Origin of the sequence: Roseburia sp. AF15-21, assembly GCF_003479505.1 — a bacterium.
GTDB classification, from domain to species: Bacteria; Bacillota; Clostridia; order Lachnospirales; family Lachnospiraceae; genus Roseburia_C; species Roseburia_C amylophila.
The window spans coordinates 113879-131306 of the sequence record NZ_QUHG01000006.1; the positions used below are offsets into that span (position 1 = coordinate 113879).

At 41.9% G+C, this 17428-nt stretch carries 17 protein-coding genes; 1 reads left to right on the forward strand and 16 read right to left on the reverse strand.

Going from position 1 to position 17428, the window contains the following annotated elements:
* Nucleotides 1–55: 55 nt before the first annotated feature.
* The 16 genes from DWW33_RS15700 to DWW33_RS10290 form a co-directional block, all read right to left on the reverse strand.
* Nucleotides 56–232: a hypothetical protein gene (locus tag DWW33_RS15700; protein WP_158577477.1), complete on the reverse strand. Its 177-nt coding sequence runs from the start codon at nucleotides 230–232 to the stop codon at nucleotides 56–58.
* Nucleotides 233–346: 114 nt separating this feature from the next.
* Nucleotides 347–1747 carry an alanine/glycine:cation symporter family protein gene (locus tag DWW33_RS10220; protein WP_117842215.1) on the reverse strand — a complete coding sequence of 467 codons (1401 nt, stop codon included), beginning with the start codon at nucleotides 1745–1747 and terminating at the stop codon, nucleotides 347–349.
* Between the two features lie 172 nt (nucleotides 1748–1919).
* Nucleotides 1920–2708 (reverse strand): polysaccharide deacetylase family protein, encoded by a 789-nt coding sequence (locus tag DWW33_RS10225; RefSeq protein WP_243088641.1) that lies wholly within the window; start codon nucleotides 2706–2708, stop codon nucleotides 1920–1922.
* A complete protein-coding gene (gene pgmB / locus DWW33_RS10230; protein ID WP_118639435.1) occupies nucleotides 2705–3346 on the reverse strand; it encodes a beta-phosphoglucomutase in 642 nt (213 codons plus the stop codon). The genes DWW33_RS10225 and pgmB overlap by 4 nt, the downstream gene beginning before the upstream one ends.
* A 1-nt stretch (nucleotide 3347) precedes the next feature.
* Nucleotides 3348–4169: an alpha/beta hydrolase gene (locus DWW33_RS10235; RefSeq protein WP_118639436.1), complete on the reverse strand. Its 822-nt coding sequence runs from the start codon at nucleotides 4167–4169 to the stop codon at nucleotides 3348–3350.
* Nucleotides 4170–4195: 26 nt separating this feature from the next.
* Complete coding sequence (locus DWW33_RS10240; protein WP_118639437.1) at nucleotides 4196–6505, reverse strand: glycoside hydrolase family 65 protein; 2310 nt, start codon at nucleotides 6503–6505, stop codon at nucleotides 4196–4198.
* A gap of 15 nt (nucleotides 6506–6520) precedes the next feature.
* Nucleotides 6521–7369 carry a carbohydrate ABC transporter permease gene (locus DWW33_RS10245; RefSeq protein ID WP_022242550.1) on the reverse strand — a complete coding sequence of 283 codons (849 nt, stop codon included), beginning with the start codon at nucleotides 7367–7369 and terminating at the stop codon, nucleotides 6521–6523.
* Entirely contained in the window at nucleotides 7369–8238 is an 870-nt protein-coding gene (locus DWW33_RS10250; RefSeq protein WP_118639438.1) for a carbohydrate ABC transporter permease, read from the reverse strand. The genes DWW33_RS10245 and DWW33_RS10250 overlap by 1 nt, the downstream gene beginning before the upstream one ends.
* A 65-nt stretch (nucleotides 8239–8303) precedes the next feature.
* A complete protein-coding gene (locus DWW33_RS10255; RefSeq protein ID WP_118057747.1) occupies nucleotides 8304–9566 on the reverse strand; it encodes an ABC transporter substrate-binding protein in 1263 nt (420 codons plus the stop codon).
* Between the two features lie 327 nt (nucleotides 9567–9893).
* Entirely contained in the window at nucleotides 9894–10850 is a 957-nt protein-coding gene (locus DWW33_RS10260; RefSeq protein ID WP_118057746.1) for a LacI family DNA-binding transcriptional regulator, read from the reverse strand.
* Nucleotides 10851–11056: 206 nt separating this feature from the next.
* Complete coding sequence (locus tag DWW33_RS10265) at nucleotides 11057–11791, reverse strand: hypothetical protein (RefSeq protein WP_118057745.1); 735 nt, start codon at nucleotides 11789–11791, stop codon at nucleotides 11057–11059.
* Nucleotides 11792–12042: 251 nt separating this feature from the next.
* Nucleotides 12043–12354: a hypothetical protein gene (locus DWW33_RS10270; RefSeq protein WP_118057744.1), complete on the reverse strand. Its 312-nt coding sequence runs from the start codon at nucleotides 12352–12354 to the stop codon at nucleotides 12043–12045.
* Nucleotides 12354–12752 (reverse strand): hypothetical protein, encoded by a 399-nt coding sequence (locus DWW33_RS10275; RefSeq protein ID WP_118057743.1) that lies wholly within the window; start codon nucleotides 12750–12752, stop codon nucleotides 12354–12356. The genes DWW33_RS10270 and DWW33_RS10275 overlap by 1 nt, the downstream gene beginning before the upstream one ends.
* Nucleotides 12753–12809: 57 nt before the next feature.
* Nucleotides 12810–13916 carry a lysylphosphatidylglycerol synthase transmembrane domain-containing protein gene (locus DWW33_RS10280; RefSeq protein WP_118057742.1) on the reverse strand — a complete coding sequence of 369 codons (1107 nt, stop codon included), beginning with the start codon at nucleotides 13914–13916 and terminating at the stop codon, nucleotides 12810–12812.
* Nucleotides 13858–14409 carry a hypothetical protein gene (locus DWW33_RS10285; RefSeq protein WP_117947264.1) on the reverse strand — a complete coding sequence of 184 codons (552 nt, stop codon included), beginning with the start codon at nucleotides 14407–14409 and terminating at the stop codon, nucleotides 13858–13860. Before DWW33_RS10285 ends, DWW33_RS10280 begins: the two co-directional genes overlap by 59 nt.
* A 33-nt stretch (nucleotides 14410–14442) precedes the next feature.
* Nucleotides 14443–15468, reverse strand: coding sequence for a glycosyltransferase family 2 protein (locus DWW33_RS10290; RefSeq protein ID WP_118542057.1), 1026 nt, complete (start codon nucleotides 15466–15468; stop codon nucleotides 14443–14445).
* Between the two features lie 659 nt (nucleotides 15469–16127).
* Between DWW33_RS10290 and tyrS the strand changes: the two genes are divergently transcribed.
* Nucleotides 16128–17354 (forward strand): tyrosine--tRNA ligase, encoded by a 1227-nt coding sequence (gene tyrS, locus DWW33_RS10295; protein ID WP_022242538.1) that lies wholly within the window; start codon nucleotides 16128–16130, stop codon nucleotides 17352–17354.
* Nucleotides 17355–17428 lie beyond the last annotated feature (74 nt).

The window sequence follows — 17428 nt, forward strand, 5'->3', positions numbered from 1 at the left end:
AATTGTTACGACCACATACATATACAGAGTGTATTATAGCATTGTTTTATCTGTTTTACAATTCGCTTCCGGCATGAATCTTCTTTTCGTAGGATAAAAGCAGGTTTTCTATCTGTAATCCGATGCTTTCCGGGAAAGTTCCGGCATACTTCAGTGGTATTTTTATCCAGAAATCAAGATTCTGATAGCGTTTCTGTCCTCTGGTATTCGCCCTGTCCTGTTTTGCTGCCACCCGGATTTTCACCTGCGCCCGTTTCTGCTCCAGCAGCGGCACCAGAATATAATAAAACCGGTCATCTTTTAATGAAAGATAACCTGCTGCCTCGCCGGACTGCTTCTTTATTTCTTATTGGCTTACTTCTTCTTTGCCATCAAAATAATCTTTTACCATCTTCACCACGACACCGGACAATAAGAATACGGCAATCAGGTTCGGGATTACCATAAGTCCGTTAAAGGTCTCTGCTATACTCCACATCAGTCCCAGATTCATAGTTGCACCCACGATGGCAACCAGTGAATAAAGGAGCATAAATGGCTTATTGGCTCTGCTTCCAAACAGGAATTCTATACAGCGGGTTCCGTAAAGTCCCCAGCCAATAATCGTTGAAAATGCAAAACAGCACATGGCAACTGCAGTAAAAATAGACACCCAGCCGCCATATACAGAAGTAAATCCGCTGATGGTAAGTTCTGCGCCTGCTGCCGCACCATATCCAACCGGAACTCCACTGCAAAGAATGACAAGTGCAGTTAAAGTACAGATTACAATGGTATCTACAAATACTTCAAAAATTCCAAAGAAGCCCTGTTTTACCGGTTTTCTGGTGTCTGCACAGGCATGTGCAATAGAGCCGGTACCAAGTCCTGCTTCATTGGAAAAGATTCCACGGGATACTCCTTTTTTCATACTCATAAAGAAACTTCCCACTGCACCGCCTGTTACGGCTGCCGGGTCAAATGCGCCCCGTATAATAGAAGAAAATACGGTCGGAATGCTTCCTATATGTACTACTACGACACCTACTGCCAGCAGAATATACATAATTGCCATAAATGGCACCAGTTTCTCTGTCACCTGTCCGATTCTCTTGATTCCGCCCAGGAGAATCAGTGCAATCAGAACCGCCAGTACGATTCCGATAACAAGATTTAAGGTTGCTGCTCCATCTTCTGAGAGTAGATTATAATTATATAATGCAGAATCAATTGCTGTTGTAATGGTATTGACCTGTGTGGCATTACCGGTTCCGAATACCGTCAGCACACCAAATGCAGAAAACAGATATGCCAGCCAGTGCCAGTGTTTCTTTAATCCATTTTTGATGTAATACATTGGTCCGCCAACGTAATCGCCCTCTTTATTTCTTTCCCGGAAATGCACCGCAAGGGTTACTTCCGAGAATTTGGTACACATTCCCAGCAATGCGGATATCCACATCCAGAATACAGCTCCCGGTCCACCAATGGCTATCGCACCTGCCACGCCGGCTACATTTCCGGTTCCTACTGTTGCCGCCAGTGCCGTACAGACTGCCTGGAATGGAGTCAGTGCTCCGTCAGAGGCTTCTCTTTTCTTGAGCATCCGCCCTAATGTAATTTTCATCGCATATGGGAATTTACGAATCTGTAGAAAGTTGGTCCGGATACTCAAATAAAGTCCGACCCCGATAATGCAGATCATGGCTGGAACGCCCCAGATGAAATTATTCACTGCACTGTTGATGGATTCAATCATTGCTAACATTATGTGTTCCCCTTTTATCTTATTTTCCGGTGGGATGGAGGGGGAAAAACATATCCGGAGAGAAGATTATGAAAATCAGGTTTTCGGATGTCTCCTTTCCACCCTTCATCCCACCTGTAAAGTCAGTGTAACGCATGAATTATAGCATAATTTTTCTCAATTTACCATGACTTTAAACAGAATATAAGCCCGGGTGAATGCAGATTTTCTCTCCGTTGCGGAGAAGATAAATATCCTGTCCGCTTCCGTTAAATAATATTTTTTCATCCACGCTGGTATATACGCTTTTTACTGCCATAAGATAATGGCAGACCTCTGCATTGGTAGCATACCAGATATCTTCCCTGCCGCCTGTCATTTTGCAGAATTCTTCTATCACATCCCAGTTCTTATCCCGGTCAAATTCATAGCTGTGTCCCCAGACATAGAAAAGATACTGGAACTGTGGCAGATCAAAGGCAAGAAATTCTTTCGCATGTTCGAGCAGTCTGTTGTTATGGTGACAGGTAGGATTCCATTCATAGAAATCCTGCGGATGCGTGTATTTTCCGCTGTCCGTTGCTGTTCTGGCATAATGGATGCCAAGGGAGGGAAGAAGTGTTTTTATTTCATGGCTGTAGGAACCATTCGGATAAGCATGACCGCAGACGATTTTTCCGGTCAGTTCTTCCAATGCCTCGCGGTCGTTTAATATTTCTTTTACTACATCTGTCATAGGACAGCGGGCTATGGTCAGATGTTCCACGCCATGGGTTGCAACTTCATGTCCCTTATAAAGCTCTGCTATCCTGTCTTTTCCAATTCTTCTCTCTTCCTGCATACAGCCAGAATTCAGGTTGAAGGTTCCCCGAATTCCATAGCGGTTCAATATTTCCAGTAAATGCACATCTGACCATAAGCCATCATCATAGCTTATGGTCAGTGCTTTATTCCGGAAACCCGGATATGTATAATAAATCACAATGCAATTTCCTTAAGATCAGCAAATGTTGTCATCGGATAATCCGTTTTCTCATAGAAAGCGGCATCTCCGATTCCGGCAGCCTTCATTCCACCGCGTTTTGCTGCTTCAATTCCGGCAACTGCATCCTCAACTACCAGACACTCTTCTGGTGGAAGTCCGATATACTCTGCCGCTTTTAAGAATACTTCCGGGTCAGGTTTGGATTTTGTAATATTGGTGCCGTCAGAAACTGCATCAAATACATCATCCAGTCCTACCTGTTTTAAAATAAATTTGGTATTCTTGCTGGAAGAACCAATCGCAACTTTTATGCCTGCTGCCTTTAATGCAGCTAAGGTCTCCCGGACTTCACCTGTTACATCATCCGGTGTCATGCTCTTTAATTCTTCTTTATAGTAATTATTTTTTTCTTCTGCCAGTGCTTCCTTTTCTTTCTGGGAAAGTGCCGGTCCATGGTAGTTTCTTAAAATAATTTCAAGGCTTTCCATTCTGCTTACACCCCGCAGCAGATTGTTAATCTCTTCATTAAAGAGAATGCCGCATTCATCAGCTATTTTCTTCCATGCACGATAATGGAGCTTATCGGTATGAACCAGTACTCCATCCAGGTCAAATAAAATTCCTTTAAATTTCATCTTATCCCTCCAAATCTGCCACCCATTTTCCAGCTAATGTTATCCAGTCCTGACAACGTTTCTGAATACCGAATCCTGTCTCCGTAATCTGCGTTTCTTCATTGGCAAGCGAAAGTCCATGCAGTCCTTCCGGGAAAATGTGAGCTTCCACGGAAACCTGATTCTTTACCAGTGCTTCCGTAAACATCAGTGTATTCTGGATTGGCACCGACTGGTCCGTTAAGGTATGCCAGATAAACACCGGCGGCACCTGCTTTCCTACCTGATGCTCCAGACTTAAAAGCTCTTCTAATTCTTTGCTCTTTTTCGTTCCCATCAGGTTTTCAATGCTGCCGTGATGTGCATATGTTCCAGATGTAATTACCGGATAAGAAAGCAGTAATCCATTTGGTCGCATCTGCTCTGCGGTAAGTCCTGTTTCTTTTGCAAGCCAGTCCTTATCCCAGAAGACCCCAAGACTTGCTGCCAGATGACCGCCGGCGGAAAATCCGGATACGATAATTTTATCCGGCTTAATGCCATATTCTTTTGCATGCTCTCTTAAATATGCCACACTCCATGCCAGTTCGCAGAGGGACTGGGGAAATTCTGCAGGAGCTACGCTGTAGCGCAGGACGCAGGCATGAAATCCTCTGGCAATATACTGTACTGCAACCGCTTCTGCCTCCCGGTCGGAGGTAAATTCATAGCCTCCGCCCGGACAGATAAGTACCAGCGGGCGGGTGCGGTTACTGTCGATTTCTTCAAAATTATCTAATATATAAGTATACAATCTTGCATCCGTTGCCTTCGGCGTCTGAACCGGAATAATATTGTATTTCATAGCTTCACCTTCTTTTTATTTTTCTCTTAATTTTCCTGATATGGTACTTCCACTTTCTGATTAGCTGCTTCTAACACATACTCTTTTCCATATAATTCCACGGTAATGGCTGTGCCTTCTAACTGTTCAATACTGCAGGTCTCTTTATTTACGCTGACCTCTAAGAGGCTTCCGTGATAACGGATACGGAAATGATAACCCTGCCAGTTTTCTGGCAAAGCCGGTGCTAAGAAAAGCTTGTCCTCTTCTGCCTGCACTCTGGCAAATCCATTGACAATTGCCATATAGCTTCCACCCATATTTGCTGCATGTATTCCATCCTTGCTGTTCTTGTGGGTATTCAAAAGGTCCATCTTGGCAGAGTCGCCAAAGTAATAGTATGCCTTATCCTTTAAGCCCAGTCGGGATGCCATGATACTGAATACACAGGTGGAAAGGGATGAATCATGGGTTGTAATTTTCTCATAATAGCGGAAAGAGTTCTCTTCTGTTTCTTTGTCCTGATAATCCGGAAAAAGATAATGTGCTAACACTGTATCTGCCTGTTTACATACCTGATAACGGTATAAATGTAACGGATGATAATGCAGTAACAGAGGGAATTCTTCCTGTGGTGTGTGCTCTAAATCCCAGATTGGTTTCTGCAAGAAGGAGTCATCCTGCGGATTGATGCCAAGGGTTTCATCATATGGAAGATACATCTTTTCTTCCGCTTCCTTCATTGCCTGAATTTCTTCCTCTGTCAGGTCATTTTCTTTTACAAACTGCTGGTAAGCATCCTTTTCCTCTGCCAGGCGTTGGATAAATTTCAGACACCACTGCATGCTGTATTTTGCGCTGGCATTGGTATAATAATTGTTGTTTACAATACAGGTATATTCATCCGGTCCGGTTACATCATTGATTACAAAGCGGTCTTTATAGTAGTTTCCTACATCAAGCCACAGCCGGTTGGTCTCTAAGAGAATCTTTAAACCCATTTCCTTGATGAATTCCCAGTCACCGCTGGTCTTATAATATAAAATAACTGCGTATGCAATATCTCCATCAATATGATACTGGGCTGTTCCGGATGGGAAATAACCGGAACATTCTTTGCCGGTAATGGTACGCCATGGATAGAGTGCACCTTTTTTATGTCCTAATAAAGCCGCATTTTCTTTGGCTTTTCCCAATGTCTTATAGCGGTATTCCAAAAGCTTTCTAGCGATTGCCGGATTGGTCATGGCAAAATACGGTACCATAAACATTTCCGTATCCCAGAAATAATGTCCTTCGTAGCCTTCACCACTTAAGCCTTTCGCCGCAATGCTGGAATATCCGTCGTAACCGGCTGACTGCAGAAGCTGATACATATTAAAGCAGAGGGATTCATTTAAGTCTCTGTCTCCCACGATTTCCATGGAAGAGTTGTTCCAGAACTCTTTTAAATATTCCTGCTGTTTTTTATAATAAGAAGCAATTCCCTGCTCCACTACTTTGGAAAGCTTCTCGTCTGCGGCTTTTCTGCAATCCTCTTCCCGGATAGAATCTGTAAAAATACTGTATTTTATGATTCTTACTTCATCTCCCGGCCGTATATCAAAGCGGTAGCTTACGTCCATTGCATGTGCGGTCTCATCATAGGTTACTACTTCTGATGGCTGGCGCTTCTGGTTAACAGTGACTATGTTTGCCACTGCACTTGCCACCTTAAGATGGCTCTCTATGGTAGAACTTACGAGACATGCACCGGATTCGCATATGTGAACATCTTCTTTTTTCAAATGATTGTGGCTTTCCCCTGCCAGTCTTGGGTCATTTGGATTAAAATAATTTCTGACCAGTCCTAAATGTCTGGAATGTATTTCTACTGTTCCGGAAAAATCAATGGACTGGAAGCAATAATCAATGGTAAAAAGGGAACGTTCTTCAAAGGAAGCCATTCTTGTAATATTAAAATGAAGCTGCTTTCCTTCCTTGTTGCTCCAGTCTACTTCACGTCTGGTAATTCCTTTTTCCATATCCAGCGTTCTTACATAACGGCAGTCTGCGTCATCCGCCATGGAAAATTTCTGCCCGTCAAAGGACACCTCTATGGTCTGGGTATCTGCCACATTTAACATACTCTCTTTGTCTTCCACGAGATTGCAAAGTTTTTCTGCCTGCTTCATAGGTGCAATATCATAAAAGCCATTAATATACATGCCCCGCATGGTGTCGAAATCTGCTGGAACGCCTTCTTCCAGGGTGCCGCGTACTCCGATATAGCCATTGGCATTATGAAAAATTGTTTCCTGCAGCTGCAGGCTCTTCTCATTTAATCCAATTCCTGTTACCTGATAAATTTTACTCATATACGCTCCCTCTCTTTAACCCTTTACTGCACCGGCTGCTACACCTTTGATAATATGTTTCTGGCAAAGCAGATAGAAAATGATAACCGGAATAATGGTAAATGTCAGTGCCGCCATTGCCATATTCCACTCGATGGTATACTGTCCAAAGAACAGTGACATTGCCAGCGGAATGGTCTTATTTTTGATACTGGTCAGTGTCAGTGATGGTAATAAGTAGTCGTTCCAGATCCAGATAACATCCAGAATAATTACAGTTACGGTAATGGATTTTAAAATTGGGAATACAATTCTCCAGAATAGCTGCCAGGTATTACATCCATCAATAATTGCGGCTTCCTCTAAGGATACCGGAACGGAGGATTTGATAAATCCATGGAATAAGAACACACCCATGCCGGCGCCAAAGCCTACATACATAAAGATTAATCCACCTAAGGAATCTTTAAACGGAATACCGAAGAATTTCCCAAACTGATTCATTTCCTGCATCAATGGCATCATAATGGTCTGGAACGGAATCAGCATGGTAAGAATCAGAAGTCCGTATAAGAATTTACTTAATTTATTATTAGAGCGGACAAACATCCACGCTGTCATAGCACTCAGTAATACGATAATTCCTACTGCAATTACTGTTACGATGATGGAATTCTTAAATGCCATTAAAAAATCCATTTTCTTTAAAGCGCCCTGGAAATATTCCAGTGTAAAATGTTTTGGAAAGGCGAAGATATTTTCATATAATTCTGCACGGCTCTTGAAGGCATTTACGATTACCATATATACCGGAACCAACCATACGCAGCACAACAATATTACCAGAATATTTACGATTATTTTTCCAACTGGTTTTCTCTTCATTATGCTGACACCTCCTTATCGCCAGTAATCTTAACCTGAATTAATGTAATCAATGCAATGATGACAAAGAATACGATTGCTTTTGCCTGTCCATATCCGAAATGGCTCTTGGTAAAGATTTCATTAAAAATATTCATGGACACCATTTCTGTTGAGTTGTTTGGTCCACCGCCTGTCAGTGAAACGTTTACATCATAAATCTTGAAACAGTTGGATAATGTTAAGAACAGACATATTGTAATGGATGACATAATCAGCGGAAGCTTAATGTTGATTAAAGTTCTCCAGAAGCCTGCCCCGTCAACCTCTGCAGCTTCGATTACATCATCGGAAATTGCTTCTAATCCTGCGATATATACAATCATCATATATCCTGCCATCTGCCATGTAGATACTACAATCATGGCACAGAAAGCCATTTTCTTATTTACAAGCCAGTTAAAAAATATGTTTGTTAATCCGGTCATATCTCCGATTGTACTCATTGCGTCTCCAAGAACGTACTGCCAGATATAACCTAAAATCAATCCACCAATCAGGTATGGTAAGAATAACATGGTTCTTGCCACATTACGCACCTCCAGTTTGGTTGTTACCAATACTGCAAATGCCAGTGCCAGTACATTGACAATTACTACAGTAATTAATGTAAATAATGTTGTTCTTACTAATGATGTCAGAAATTGTTTATCCGAAAAAATCTTTGCATAGTTGGACAATCCTACAAATACCTTTTCACTTTTTGCCAGTCCATCCCAGGATACAAGGGAATAACCCATTCCCGTGAAAAACGGAATGATTACTATAATGCAAAACATAATCATCAATGGAGCGGTAAATAATGCATACCAGCCTTTTTTTATCTTCATCTTTGTCCCTCATTCCTTTTCTAAAGTGAACAGGTGCTGCCAAAGGCAACACCTGCAATTAATGTTTACTCATTTGCTGCTGTTACGAATGAATCATTTAATGCTCTTAAGAATTCATCGGTTGTCATATCCGAGGAGAAGTATTCCTCTGCGTTCTGTACCAGGTAAGTTGTGATGATACCTGCAGGCCACTCCTCATTGAATGTCCAAGGAATGATGTTGCCTTCTGCGATTGCATCAGATACTGCCTGTGATAATGGGTCTAAGTTATCAGCTTCCATACCATCTACTACCGGAATGAATCCAAATTTGTTGGTAAGGTAATCAGCTCCTGTTTCACTTGTATATAACCAGTTTAAGAAATCTTTTGCTAACTGTTTGTCACTGTCACTTGCGTCTGTATTTACACACCATACAGATGGAATACCGACTGCGATGGATTTGTTGCCTGCGATTGGTAATGGAGCAATTCCCATATCAAAGTCTACATCATAGGATGAAAATAGGGAGTAGCACCAGTTACCCTGATGAATCATTTCTGTTTTACCGGTTGCAAAGTCACCACAGTTGTCATCATAAGATACTTCCAGTGGATTCTTCTGGTTCTCTTTGATTGCTTCGAAAATCTGTCCAAGTTCCTGGAACTCTTTTACGTCAGCGATGTTTACCTTTCCATCGTATACATCCTGACAGAACTGTGCCGGATCATCCTGTAATGCGAATGGAGTATTTAAAATCTGTCCGATTAAGAAGTACGCTTCCTGTGAAAGTCCAAGTCCTGTCTCCCCATCGGCTGCTGCATCTTTGATAGTCTGAACCAATGCATCGGTTGTATTAATCTGGTCTTCACTGATTAAGTTTTTGTTATAAACCAGTCCGAAGCCTTCTGCTGTCATCGGAACACCGACTGTCTTATCATCGCTCTTTGCAATAAGGTCATCATTAATCTTGTCTAAGAAACTCAAATCACTTAAATCCTCTAAGTAAGCGGACATTTCCGCAATCTCTGTGCTGGAAGAAAGTGAAAATACGGTAGGACCGGATTCACTTGACATATAAGTCTTTAAGTTCTGGTAATAATCATCTCCGGAAATCTGCCAGACTTCTACTTCTACACCGGTCTCTTTTTCATAGTCTTTAGCAAGTTCTTTCAACTGATCATAAATCTCTGTTTTCTGCTGGAAGATGGTAATCTTTCCTTTACTCTCTCCGCTTGCGCCCTCTGTATTGGAAGCATCAGATCCTCCCTTAGAACCGCATCCTCCTAATACCATGGAAGCACCTAAAACTGTTGCCAATACTAATGATACGATTTTTCTCTTCTTCATTTTGTACCCTCCTTGTGTTGCTTTGTTTTTGATAACTATACTTTACATAAATTTTACTAATTCGTCAATCCTCTTCGTTATCTTTCTACCTTTTTCACTGTTTTTACATGGTTTTGTTGTGCAAAACGACCGTTTCAAGACTTGTTTTTAGTAAATTTAGTAAATATTTACCTTTTTTTAGTAAAACAAGCAATATTATTATAGTAAATTTTCGCTACTCTCACAAACTACACGAAACACGCTTTGCGAATTTCTCGCTACTCGCGAAAAAAAGAAGAACCCTCTGTACCAGAAGATTCTTCCATGTCCTATTTTTTATCTTATTTTCTATCGTGTGGTCTTTCTCCAGTGAACCTTCGCGGCAATCTTAAAGGTGTCAAAACTGCAGCTTCCCGCAATATTCTGAAGCAGAAACTGGGCCGCCAGATAGCCTCTCTCATAATCCGGGATATCTACCGTGGTAAGTCCCATCAGTTCTGACATCTCGGTTCCATCGAATCCGGTTACTGCTATATCATCCGGAATCTTAAGACCTTCCTGCCGCAGTGCCTTCATTGCTCCGATTGCCATATTGTCATTCGCACAGACTAACACTTCCGGAATATTATCTGATAAAAGCATCAGTCTTGCTGACTGATAACCGCTCTTTTCATAATAATCTCCCAAGAAATAATTTTCCCGGCTGAATGTAATTCCATTTTTCTGCAATACATCTTTTAATGCCCGATAACGTTCCTGGTTATCCAGCGTATCTATTCCTGCAATATATCCAAAGCGGCGATAGCCTTTATCCACCAGCCCCTGCACCAGCTCTGCCATTGGCGCATAGTTATTGACTACCACGCTCTTAATATTCGGCACATCCATAATCCGGTCCAGTGCCACAATGGGATAACCTTCATTTGCCTTCTGGATTAAAGTGGAATTCTTACATTTCATATCCAGCATGATGGTTCCGCAAGTCAATGCCGGGTCCATAAATTTTTCACAGGATTTATTGGTACATATCATTAAATCATATCCTCTGGAATACACATAATCGCTGATTCCATGAATGATTTTCAGATAAAAGTTACGCTCATAATCACTGAAATTAAAAAGAATGGTATTGGTATCTTCTGCCGGCTTCTTATTTTTCCCCTTGTTAATATCATAGCCATTTTCCTTGCAAATCTCTAAGATCCGCTGTCTTGTCTCTTCCCCCACATTATTCCGGTGATTCAGTACATTGGATACGGTTGCCGGTGATACATTCGCCAGCTTTGCAATTTCTTTTACTGTCATACGCTTCCTCACTTTATTTTCTGCTCCCAAAGTAAATAATTACCTTTGTTTAACACCTCTTCAGTAAACGTATCACATTTTTTATATAAATTCAACTGAATGTTATAACAAAAAATGTGCCTTGGCACATTCCCGCGCCTGCGGCGGTCGCCTGCGACATCTACCTTATACGCCGCAGTGCGCATCCTCGCGGAGCGTTTTTTACTTTACAGGAAAGCAATTTCCTGATTAGAACGCTCATCTGCTATCAGCCGGTCAAATCGTCTTTCTTTTACAATCGGAAGCAGCTCATCCAAAAGCTGAAATGCATACTCTTTCCGGTCACTTAAGAAATAGCTGACTGCACACAAAAGATTCATTTCACATAAATCCATGACGCGGTCACCCTTTCGCAGCGGCTCCCTCAAATACTCTGCCAGCGAAAGCATTGCCAGATATTTTTCTTCCAGAATATATGCCCGCATCTTTATCATATATTTATAGGTATCCAGCATATTCAGTTCTCCAAATTCGCTGGGCGCCTCATTTTCCATCCATTCCGTTACTGTATCCACATCACCATCATACAACAGTCCCCAGGCTTTCATTGCTCCGAAATTCTCTAAAAGCCATCTACTCTGTTCCTTATGAAGCCTCTGATATATCTCTTCCAGAATCGGATATACCACCGCTATCTGTCCGGTTGCTATCATAATCCGCATCTGAAGGCTCAAAGCAATAAACAGAACAGCAATTTCGCCTTCTTTTTCTATAAATGGAATAATTCCAACTAATGTAGTAATTGCTTCAAAACATTCATCTCTCTGATAGCATACTTCTGCATAAGTTATTTCTGCAATTCCAAGGGAACTGTCTCCATAGAAGCATTTTACCCAGTCCTTTAGCTGTTCCTTCCGGTCATGCACATAATTTCCATACATGGTCATATCCCGGTTTTTCATGCATTCCCCTCCGACACGATTCAACACTTTTTATCTGTTTTTATAATAATTACGAATAACCTGCCTGTAAACTACCCGAAAGTGTAGGTTTTTCATTTACCCGGGAATTTTTTAAAACAGGGAATTTAAAACACTTGACCGGAAGATAAGTTAAAGTGCAAGAATTGCACTGCACAGTAAAACAGCAAGAGTCAGCTATTGCAAACTCTTGCTGTTCGAATATACCTTTAAAAAAGGGACTATTAATATTTCTATTTTCTCTGTAACCGCTTCTGCAGCACGCCCTTTGGATCTTTGATTAAAAACATTATCAGCCAGATGATTAATCCCAAGACCACTACGGATATTCCAAGAAAGAAATCATTCAGCATGTCCACCGGTTCCGGTGTAAAATACGCCGCCTTTAATTCTATGTACTCAACTACCGCATCTACCAGCCACATCAGTGTGGCGCCCCAGTACATAAGACTTAAGGTTCCTATTCGCATCTCGTTGGTGCCGTCCTTAAAATACCATACCAAAGTTACAATCACTGCCGCAATGGCTGCTGTAAGTAAAGTCATTACTGTATCTCCTTACCTGTTCCGATAACCGGACGTTTCTCGATGACATTGGATACTGCTACCATACCAGCCCACACAGCCGTAACAAGTACTGCCATGGCAACACCAGTTGTTGCCATCTCATGGAGCATTGCCATCGCATCCTCCGGATTTCCTGCTGCTGTTAAAAATGGGAACCATGGTGTCACTTCGCCATGCCAGATATGTTCAAATGCCAGCAGCGCAGAACCGCCCCAAAGCATATGGTTTAACCATTTTAATTTATGAGAAAATGGTGTCTTACTGCTCTCACTTAAGGTAACTTCCTCTTTATTTATGCGTTCCTCTTTCCCCTTTACTACATGCTCTGCAATTGTGGTAACCGCAGCTTCCGTTGCCGGAACTAAAAAACATGCCATATTTATATCCTCCTTATAAAACTGATACTTTTATTATATGAGGGAATTTTCTCAAAGTCAATTGTATTCGGCTGTTTCTGCGGGTTTCTTTCTACTGCATTTTTGCTCGAAGATATATACTATCACCGTAAGAATTGCGGAAGTTATCAACAAAAAGTAGAAATTTATTCCACGGGATACACACATGGATGCTGTAAGATAAGTGCCCGGAAATACTCCCGCGAAAATGCTCTTATACATCAGCTCCGTAATTCCCTGTGCTCCCGGCAGTGGCAGCATGTCCACGGCGATATAGACGGATGCCTGGAGCATCATGACTGTAAGCACATCTGTGCCTTTTAAATGAAAGCCAAGATATACAAGATAAGTCAGGAAAAATACACTGCATCTTTGCAGCACAGTGAATAATGTGGCCGCCACGATTTTTCCCTTATGTCCGGCAAAAAACTGCACGGTCTCACGGTATTTTTCCACAAAGCCGGAGAGTTTCCCGATTCGCTCCTCCGAATACTTCAGCAGATGAATCCGCACGCAGAACCGCTCTACTCCTGTCACAATATTGTGAAACAGCTTTGGCCCGAACATCACGATTAAAAGAAAAATCACCAGCACTGTATTTAACAGAAGTCCCAGATAAAAAAGCCACATATAGCTTCCCAGATAATTCTTTAGCGGATGATAGCCAAACAGCAGCATGAAAAGTCCAATCACCACCAGCACAAATTTGTAAAGCACTGCTACCGTCATTAAGACCACAGTACTTTCCGATATTTTTAACCCATCCTTTTTCATATGATAGAGCTGCATCGGCTGTCCGCCTGTAGCGGACGGTGTGATTCCCGAATAGAAAAATCCGATAAAGGAATATTTGATACACCTGCCTGCTGCAACGGGATTTCCCAGTGCCCGCAGAAGATAGCAGATCATCAGCCCTTCTGCCGATACGAAGAAAATCCCCAGACCCATGGCCCCAAAGAGATACCACGCATCCATTTTTCTTACTGCCTTTGCAACCTCTGTCATATCATTTCCCTTACAGATAGCAGAGAAAGTCAGTGCCGCCAGTAAGAGAAACAGCAGGACACTGATGAGATTCTTTTTATTCTTATGCAATTTCTGTCCGATACTGCTCCATACGGATGAGCTGCTTAAGTTCTCCTTCATAGATGACCTCTTTCTGCTCTAATTCATAAAAATCTTTTGGAGTTACCAATGAAAAATGCTTCGAAAAAAGCTTTAATCCATTCTCCTCTAGCACACGGGCAATAAAGGAGGAACAGGTATAGCGTTTCTCCCGGAAGAATTCCTTCTGCAATAAAATAAAAGGCAGCCCTGCGATGCAGTAATGATATTTGTAGCGGTTTTCATAGCATTTTTTCAGCTGCTTTCTGATATTTTCCTTCTGCTCCTCCGTGCAGTCTATGGCAAATATCATATAACGCGCCGTTGGAAATGCCCGCATGATTTTCTCCTTTTCTTCCCGCTCGAAGCCCGCCAGAAGCGGTATTGAAGGAAATCTTCTTCCCACACTGTAGCACTCATCCAGCATCTCGTCCATGCCAAGCACCACATGTATGTAATCCTGCCGGATGGCTTTGCGGATCATCCACGCAAACAGCCCCGGAGTATCTACTAATCCGATGTATAATTTTTCCATTTTCTTATCCTCTTATACGATTTCTGCTGTTTCTTACTGGAACTGGTACATTTTCCGTGCCAGGCGATAGCCGGTCAGGGTTACAAAGCCGCCTGCCGCACCACCCGGCAGATAAGTAAATCCGCTTAATCTCCGGTATTTTAAAATGCTATAAAGCTTTGGATGCAGTGCCTTTATATGCTCCCAGAGATTCTCCCGTTTCGCATAAGCTTCCTTATCTCCAATCAGCAGCAGGTGGATGGAAGAAATTGCCATCATGATAGAGATATTTCTTGTCATATAGGCTGCCAGCTTCGGATAAGTTTTTGACACCTCACCAAGGTTCACGCAGTCTGACACCAGTTTGGTTACCTTAATCTGCTGGTCAATCCGCTTCATTAAGACTTTTTCATTTACGGACTGGTCATCTCTTCCCAAAAAATAGTGATACAAATCCAGATTCAGATAGCAGATATTTTTTACATAAGGTAATGGTTTATATGCAAATATGTTATCCACATAAAAAGTATGCTTCGGCAATTGCAGCCTGCAGTCCCGCAATATCTGGGTGCGGTAAAGCAACGCATGCATCACAAGGTACTGGGACGGCTTAAAATTGCCCATGTCATTCCAGGTACAAAGCTTCTTCTCCGGAAATACATTGGTATAGCGCATTGGCTTTGTCCTGTTCTCATAAAGGTGGTCATAGACGTAATTGCAGACTACCAGATCCACTTCTTTTTCCTGCCATTCCCATTCCCGAAGCTCTGAAAGAAGCTCCTTTAAGCTTTCCTCATCCAGCCAGTCATCAGAATCCACTACTTTAAAATAAGTCCCTGAAGCTGCCTCAAGTCCTGCATTTACGCCGGAACCATGTCCACCGTTTTCTTTATGTATGACTTTCACAATATCCGGATATTCCTTTGCATACTCGTCAGCAATCTCTCCGGTTCTGTCGGTAGAGCCGTCATCTACAATGATAATTTCCCCTTCCTCCTTGCATACCAGAAGGGAATCTATGCAACGTTTCATATAATCCTGTGAATTGTAACAAGGTACTGTAAATGTAATTTTCTTCATTTTCCTAACCTCCTGTATCTCTGTTTACTAAAACGAATGAACTTTCCTTTTATCTTCAATTTTCTTTTTGTGTATTACTCCATTAATACAATTACACAATTAAAGCAATTTGTCAATTTACATTTCCTTAAGATTTGTTAAACAATAAATAACAAATTTTTAAATCCGGCTTTTAAAATCTTATGTTTGACAAATTTTAAGTTACCCCCTATAATGGGGATAATTAAGGCAGTTACAGGCTTTGATGGGAACGAGTAATAGCAAAGGAAACCTACAGAGAGTCACCGGTTGCTGAGAGGTACAGGGGCAGCTTGTTATGAATACATCCCGGAGCTTCGCACCAAATATTCTATATTTGTCAAATCAAAATTAAACTTTACAAATGAATGGTTTGTGCAAATTTGAATGAGTAGGCTGCGACGGATTAGCACACGTTATCGATGCGTAAGTTGCCGGATATCCCTAAGGCACTGCAGTTGGCAGTACTGTCGGTGGAGGACACTTACTGAGGCAGGTTATGCGAATAATCTGTGAAAAAAGGTGGTAACACGAGACTTCGCCCTCGTCCTTTCATAGGACGGGGGCTTTTTTATGCGGGAAACAGGATAAAAATATTTCCCGGAATTTTAAAAAATACATTTTCAGAAAGGATTTTTATTATGACTTTATATGACGAATTAGTTGCCCGTGGACTGATTGCCCAGGTAACCGATGAAGCTGAGATTAGAGAGCTCATCAACAATGGAAAAGCTACTTTTTATATTGGATTTGACCCAACCGCAGACAGCCTTCACGTTGGACATTTCATGGCACTTTGCTTAATGAAACGTCTCCAGATGGCTGGCAACAAGCCTATCGCCCTGATTGGTGGCGGAACCGCCATGGTCGGTGACCCATCCGGACGTACTGACATGCGTCAGATGATGACACCAGAAACCATTCAGCACAACTGTGACTGCTTTAAGAAACAGATGAGCCGCTTTATTGATTTCTCCGATAACAAAGCTCTTATGGTAAATAACGCTGACTGGCTCATGGACTTAAATTACATTGAAGTATTGCGTGAAGTTGGTGCTCATTTTTCTGTAAACCGTATGCTGACCGCAGAATGCTACAAACAGCGTATGGAAAAGGGCTTAAGCTTCTTAGAGTTTAACTACATGATTATGCAGAGCTACGACTTCTATACCTTATACCAGAAATATGGCTGTAATATGCAGTTTGGTGGCGATGACCAGTGGAGCAACATGTTAGGCGGAACCGAGCTGATTCGTCGTAAACTTGGAAAAGATGCTTACGCGATGACCATCAACCTTCTTCTGAATTCCGAAGGTAAGAAAATGGGTAAAACACAGTCCGGTGCTGTATGGCTTGACCCGAATAAGACTTCTCCATTTGACTTCTATCAGTACTGGAGAAATGTTTCCGATGCAGATGTATTAAAATGTCTGCGTATGTTAACCTTCCTGCCGTTAGAGCAGATTGACGAAATGGATAAATGGGAAGGCAGCCAGTTGAACCAGGCAAAAGAAATCTTAGCTTACGAACTGACCAATCTAGTTCACGGCGAAGAGGAAGCCAAAAAAGCACAGGAGAGTGCAAGAGCATTATTCTCCGGCGGCAATCATGCAGATATGCCTGCTGCTGAAATTGCAGAGGCAGACCTTCGCGATGGCGTTATCGATATCATGGGACTTCTTGTTTCTGCCGGACTTTGTGCTTCCCGTTCCGAGGCACGTCGTGCCGTAGAGCAGGGTGGTGTTACCGTCAACGGCGAAAAAGTAACCGACATCAAGACCACATATACTCCGGATGATATCAAAAATGCAGAAGAATTTGTTCTGAAACGTGGAAAGAAGAAATTCTGTAAAATTGTAATGAAATAATCTATTAAAAAGCCAAAAGAGTTGTACCGATTTGTCCTGATGGACGTTCCGGTACAACTCTTTTTTGCCCTATA

What these genes read in the sequence shown, in the direction of transcription:
- DWW33_RS10290 (WP_118542057.1), bottom strand. Translation starts at nt 15,468, where the DNA reads ATGAAGAAAATTACATTTACAGTACCTTGTTACAATTCACAGGATTAT.
- DWW33_RS10270 (WP_118057744.1), bottom strand. Translation starts at nt 12,354, where the DNA reads ATGACTTTACTTACAGCAGCCATTGCGGCAGTGATTGTAACTTTGGTA.
- DWW33_RS10245 (WP_022242550.1), bottom strand. Translation starts at nt 7,369, where the DNA reads ATGAAGAGAAAACCAGTTGGAAAAATAATCGTAAATATTCTGGTAATA.
- tyrS (WP_022242538.1), top strand. Translation starts at nt 16,128, where the DNA reads ATGACTTTATATGACGAATTAGTTGCCCGTGGACTGATTGCCCAGGTA.
- pgmB (WP_118639435.1), bottom strand. Translation starts at nt 3,346, where the DNA reads ATGAAATTTAAAGGAATTTTATTTGACCTGGATGGAGTACTGGTTCAT.
- DWW33_RS10220 (WP_117842215.1), bottom strand. Translation starts at nt 1,747, where the DNA reads ATGTTAGCAATGATTGAATCCATCAACAGTGCAGTGAATAATTTCATC.
- DWW33_RS10280 (WP_118057742.1), bottom strand. Translation starts at nt 13,916, where the DNA reads ATGAAGGAGAACTTAAGCAGCTCATCCGTATGGAGCAGTATCGGACAG.
- DWW33_RS10285 (WP_117947264.1), bottom strand. Translation starts at nt 14,409, where the DNA reads ATGGAAAAATTATACATCGGATTAGTAGATACTCCGGGGCTGTTTGCG.
- DWW33_RS10235 (WP_118639436.1), bottom strand. Translation starts at nt 4,169, where the DNA reads ATGAAATACAATATTATTCCGGTTCAGACGCCGAAGGCAACGGATGCA.
- DWW33_RS10250 (WP_118639438.1), bottom strand. Translation starts at nt 8,238, where the DNA reads ATGAAGATAAAAAAAGGCTGGTATGCATTATTTACCGCTCCATTGATG.
- DWW33_RS10275 (WP_118057743.1), bottom strand. Translation starts at nt 12,752, where the DNA reads ATGGCATGTTTTTTAGTTCCGGCAACGGAAGCTGCGGTTACCACAATT.
- DWW33_RS10265 (WP_118057745.1), bottom strand. Translation starts at nt 11,791, where the DNA reads ATGAAAAACCGGGATATGACCATGTATGGAAATTATGTGCATGACCGG.
- DWW33_RS10240 (WP_118639437.1), bottom strand. Translation starts at nt 6,505, where the DNA reads ATGAGTAAAATTTATCAGGTAACAGGAATTGGATTAAATGAGAAGAGC.
- DWW33_RS10260 (WP_118057746.1), bottom strand. Translation starts at nt 10,850, where the DNA reads ATGACAGTAAAAGAAATTGCAAAGCTGGCGAATGTATCACCGGCAACC.
- DWW33_RS10255 (WP_118057747.1), bottom strand. Translation starts at nt 9,566, where the DNA reads ATGAAGAAGAGAAAAATCGTATCATTAGTATTGGCAACAGTTTTAGGT.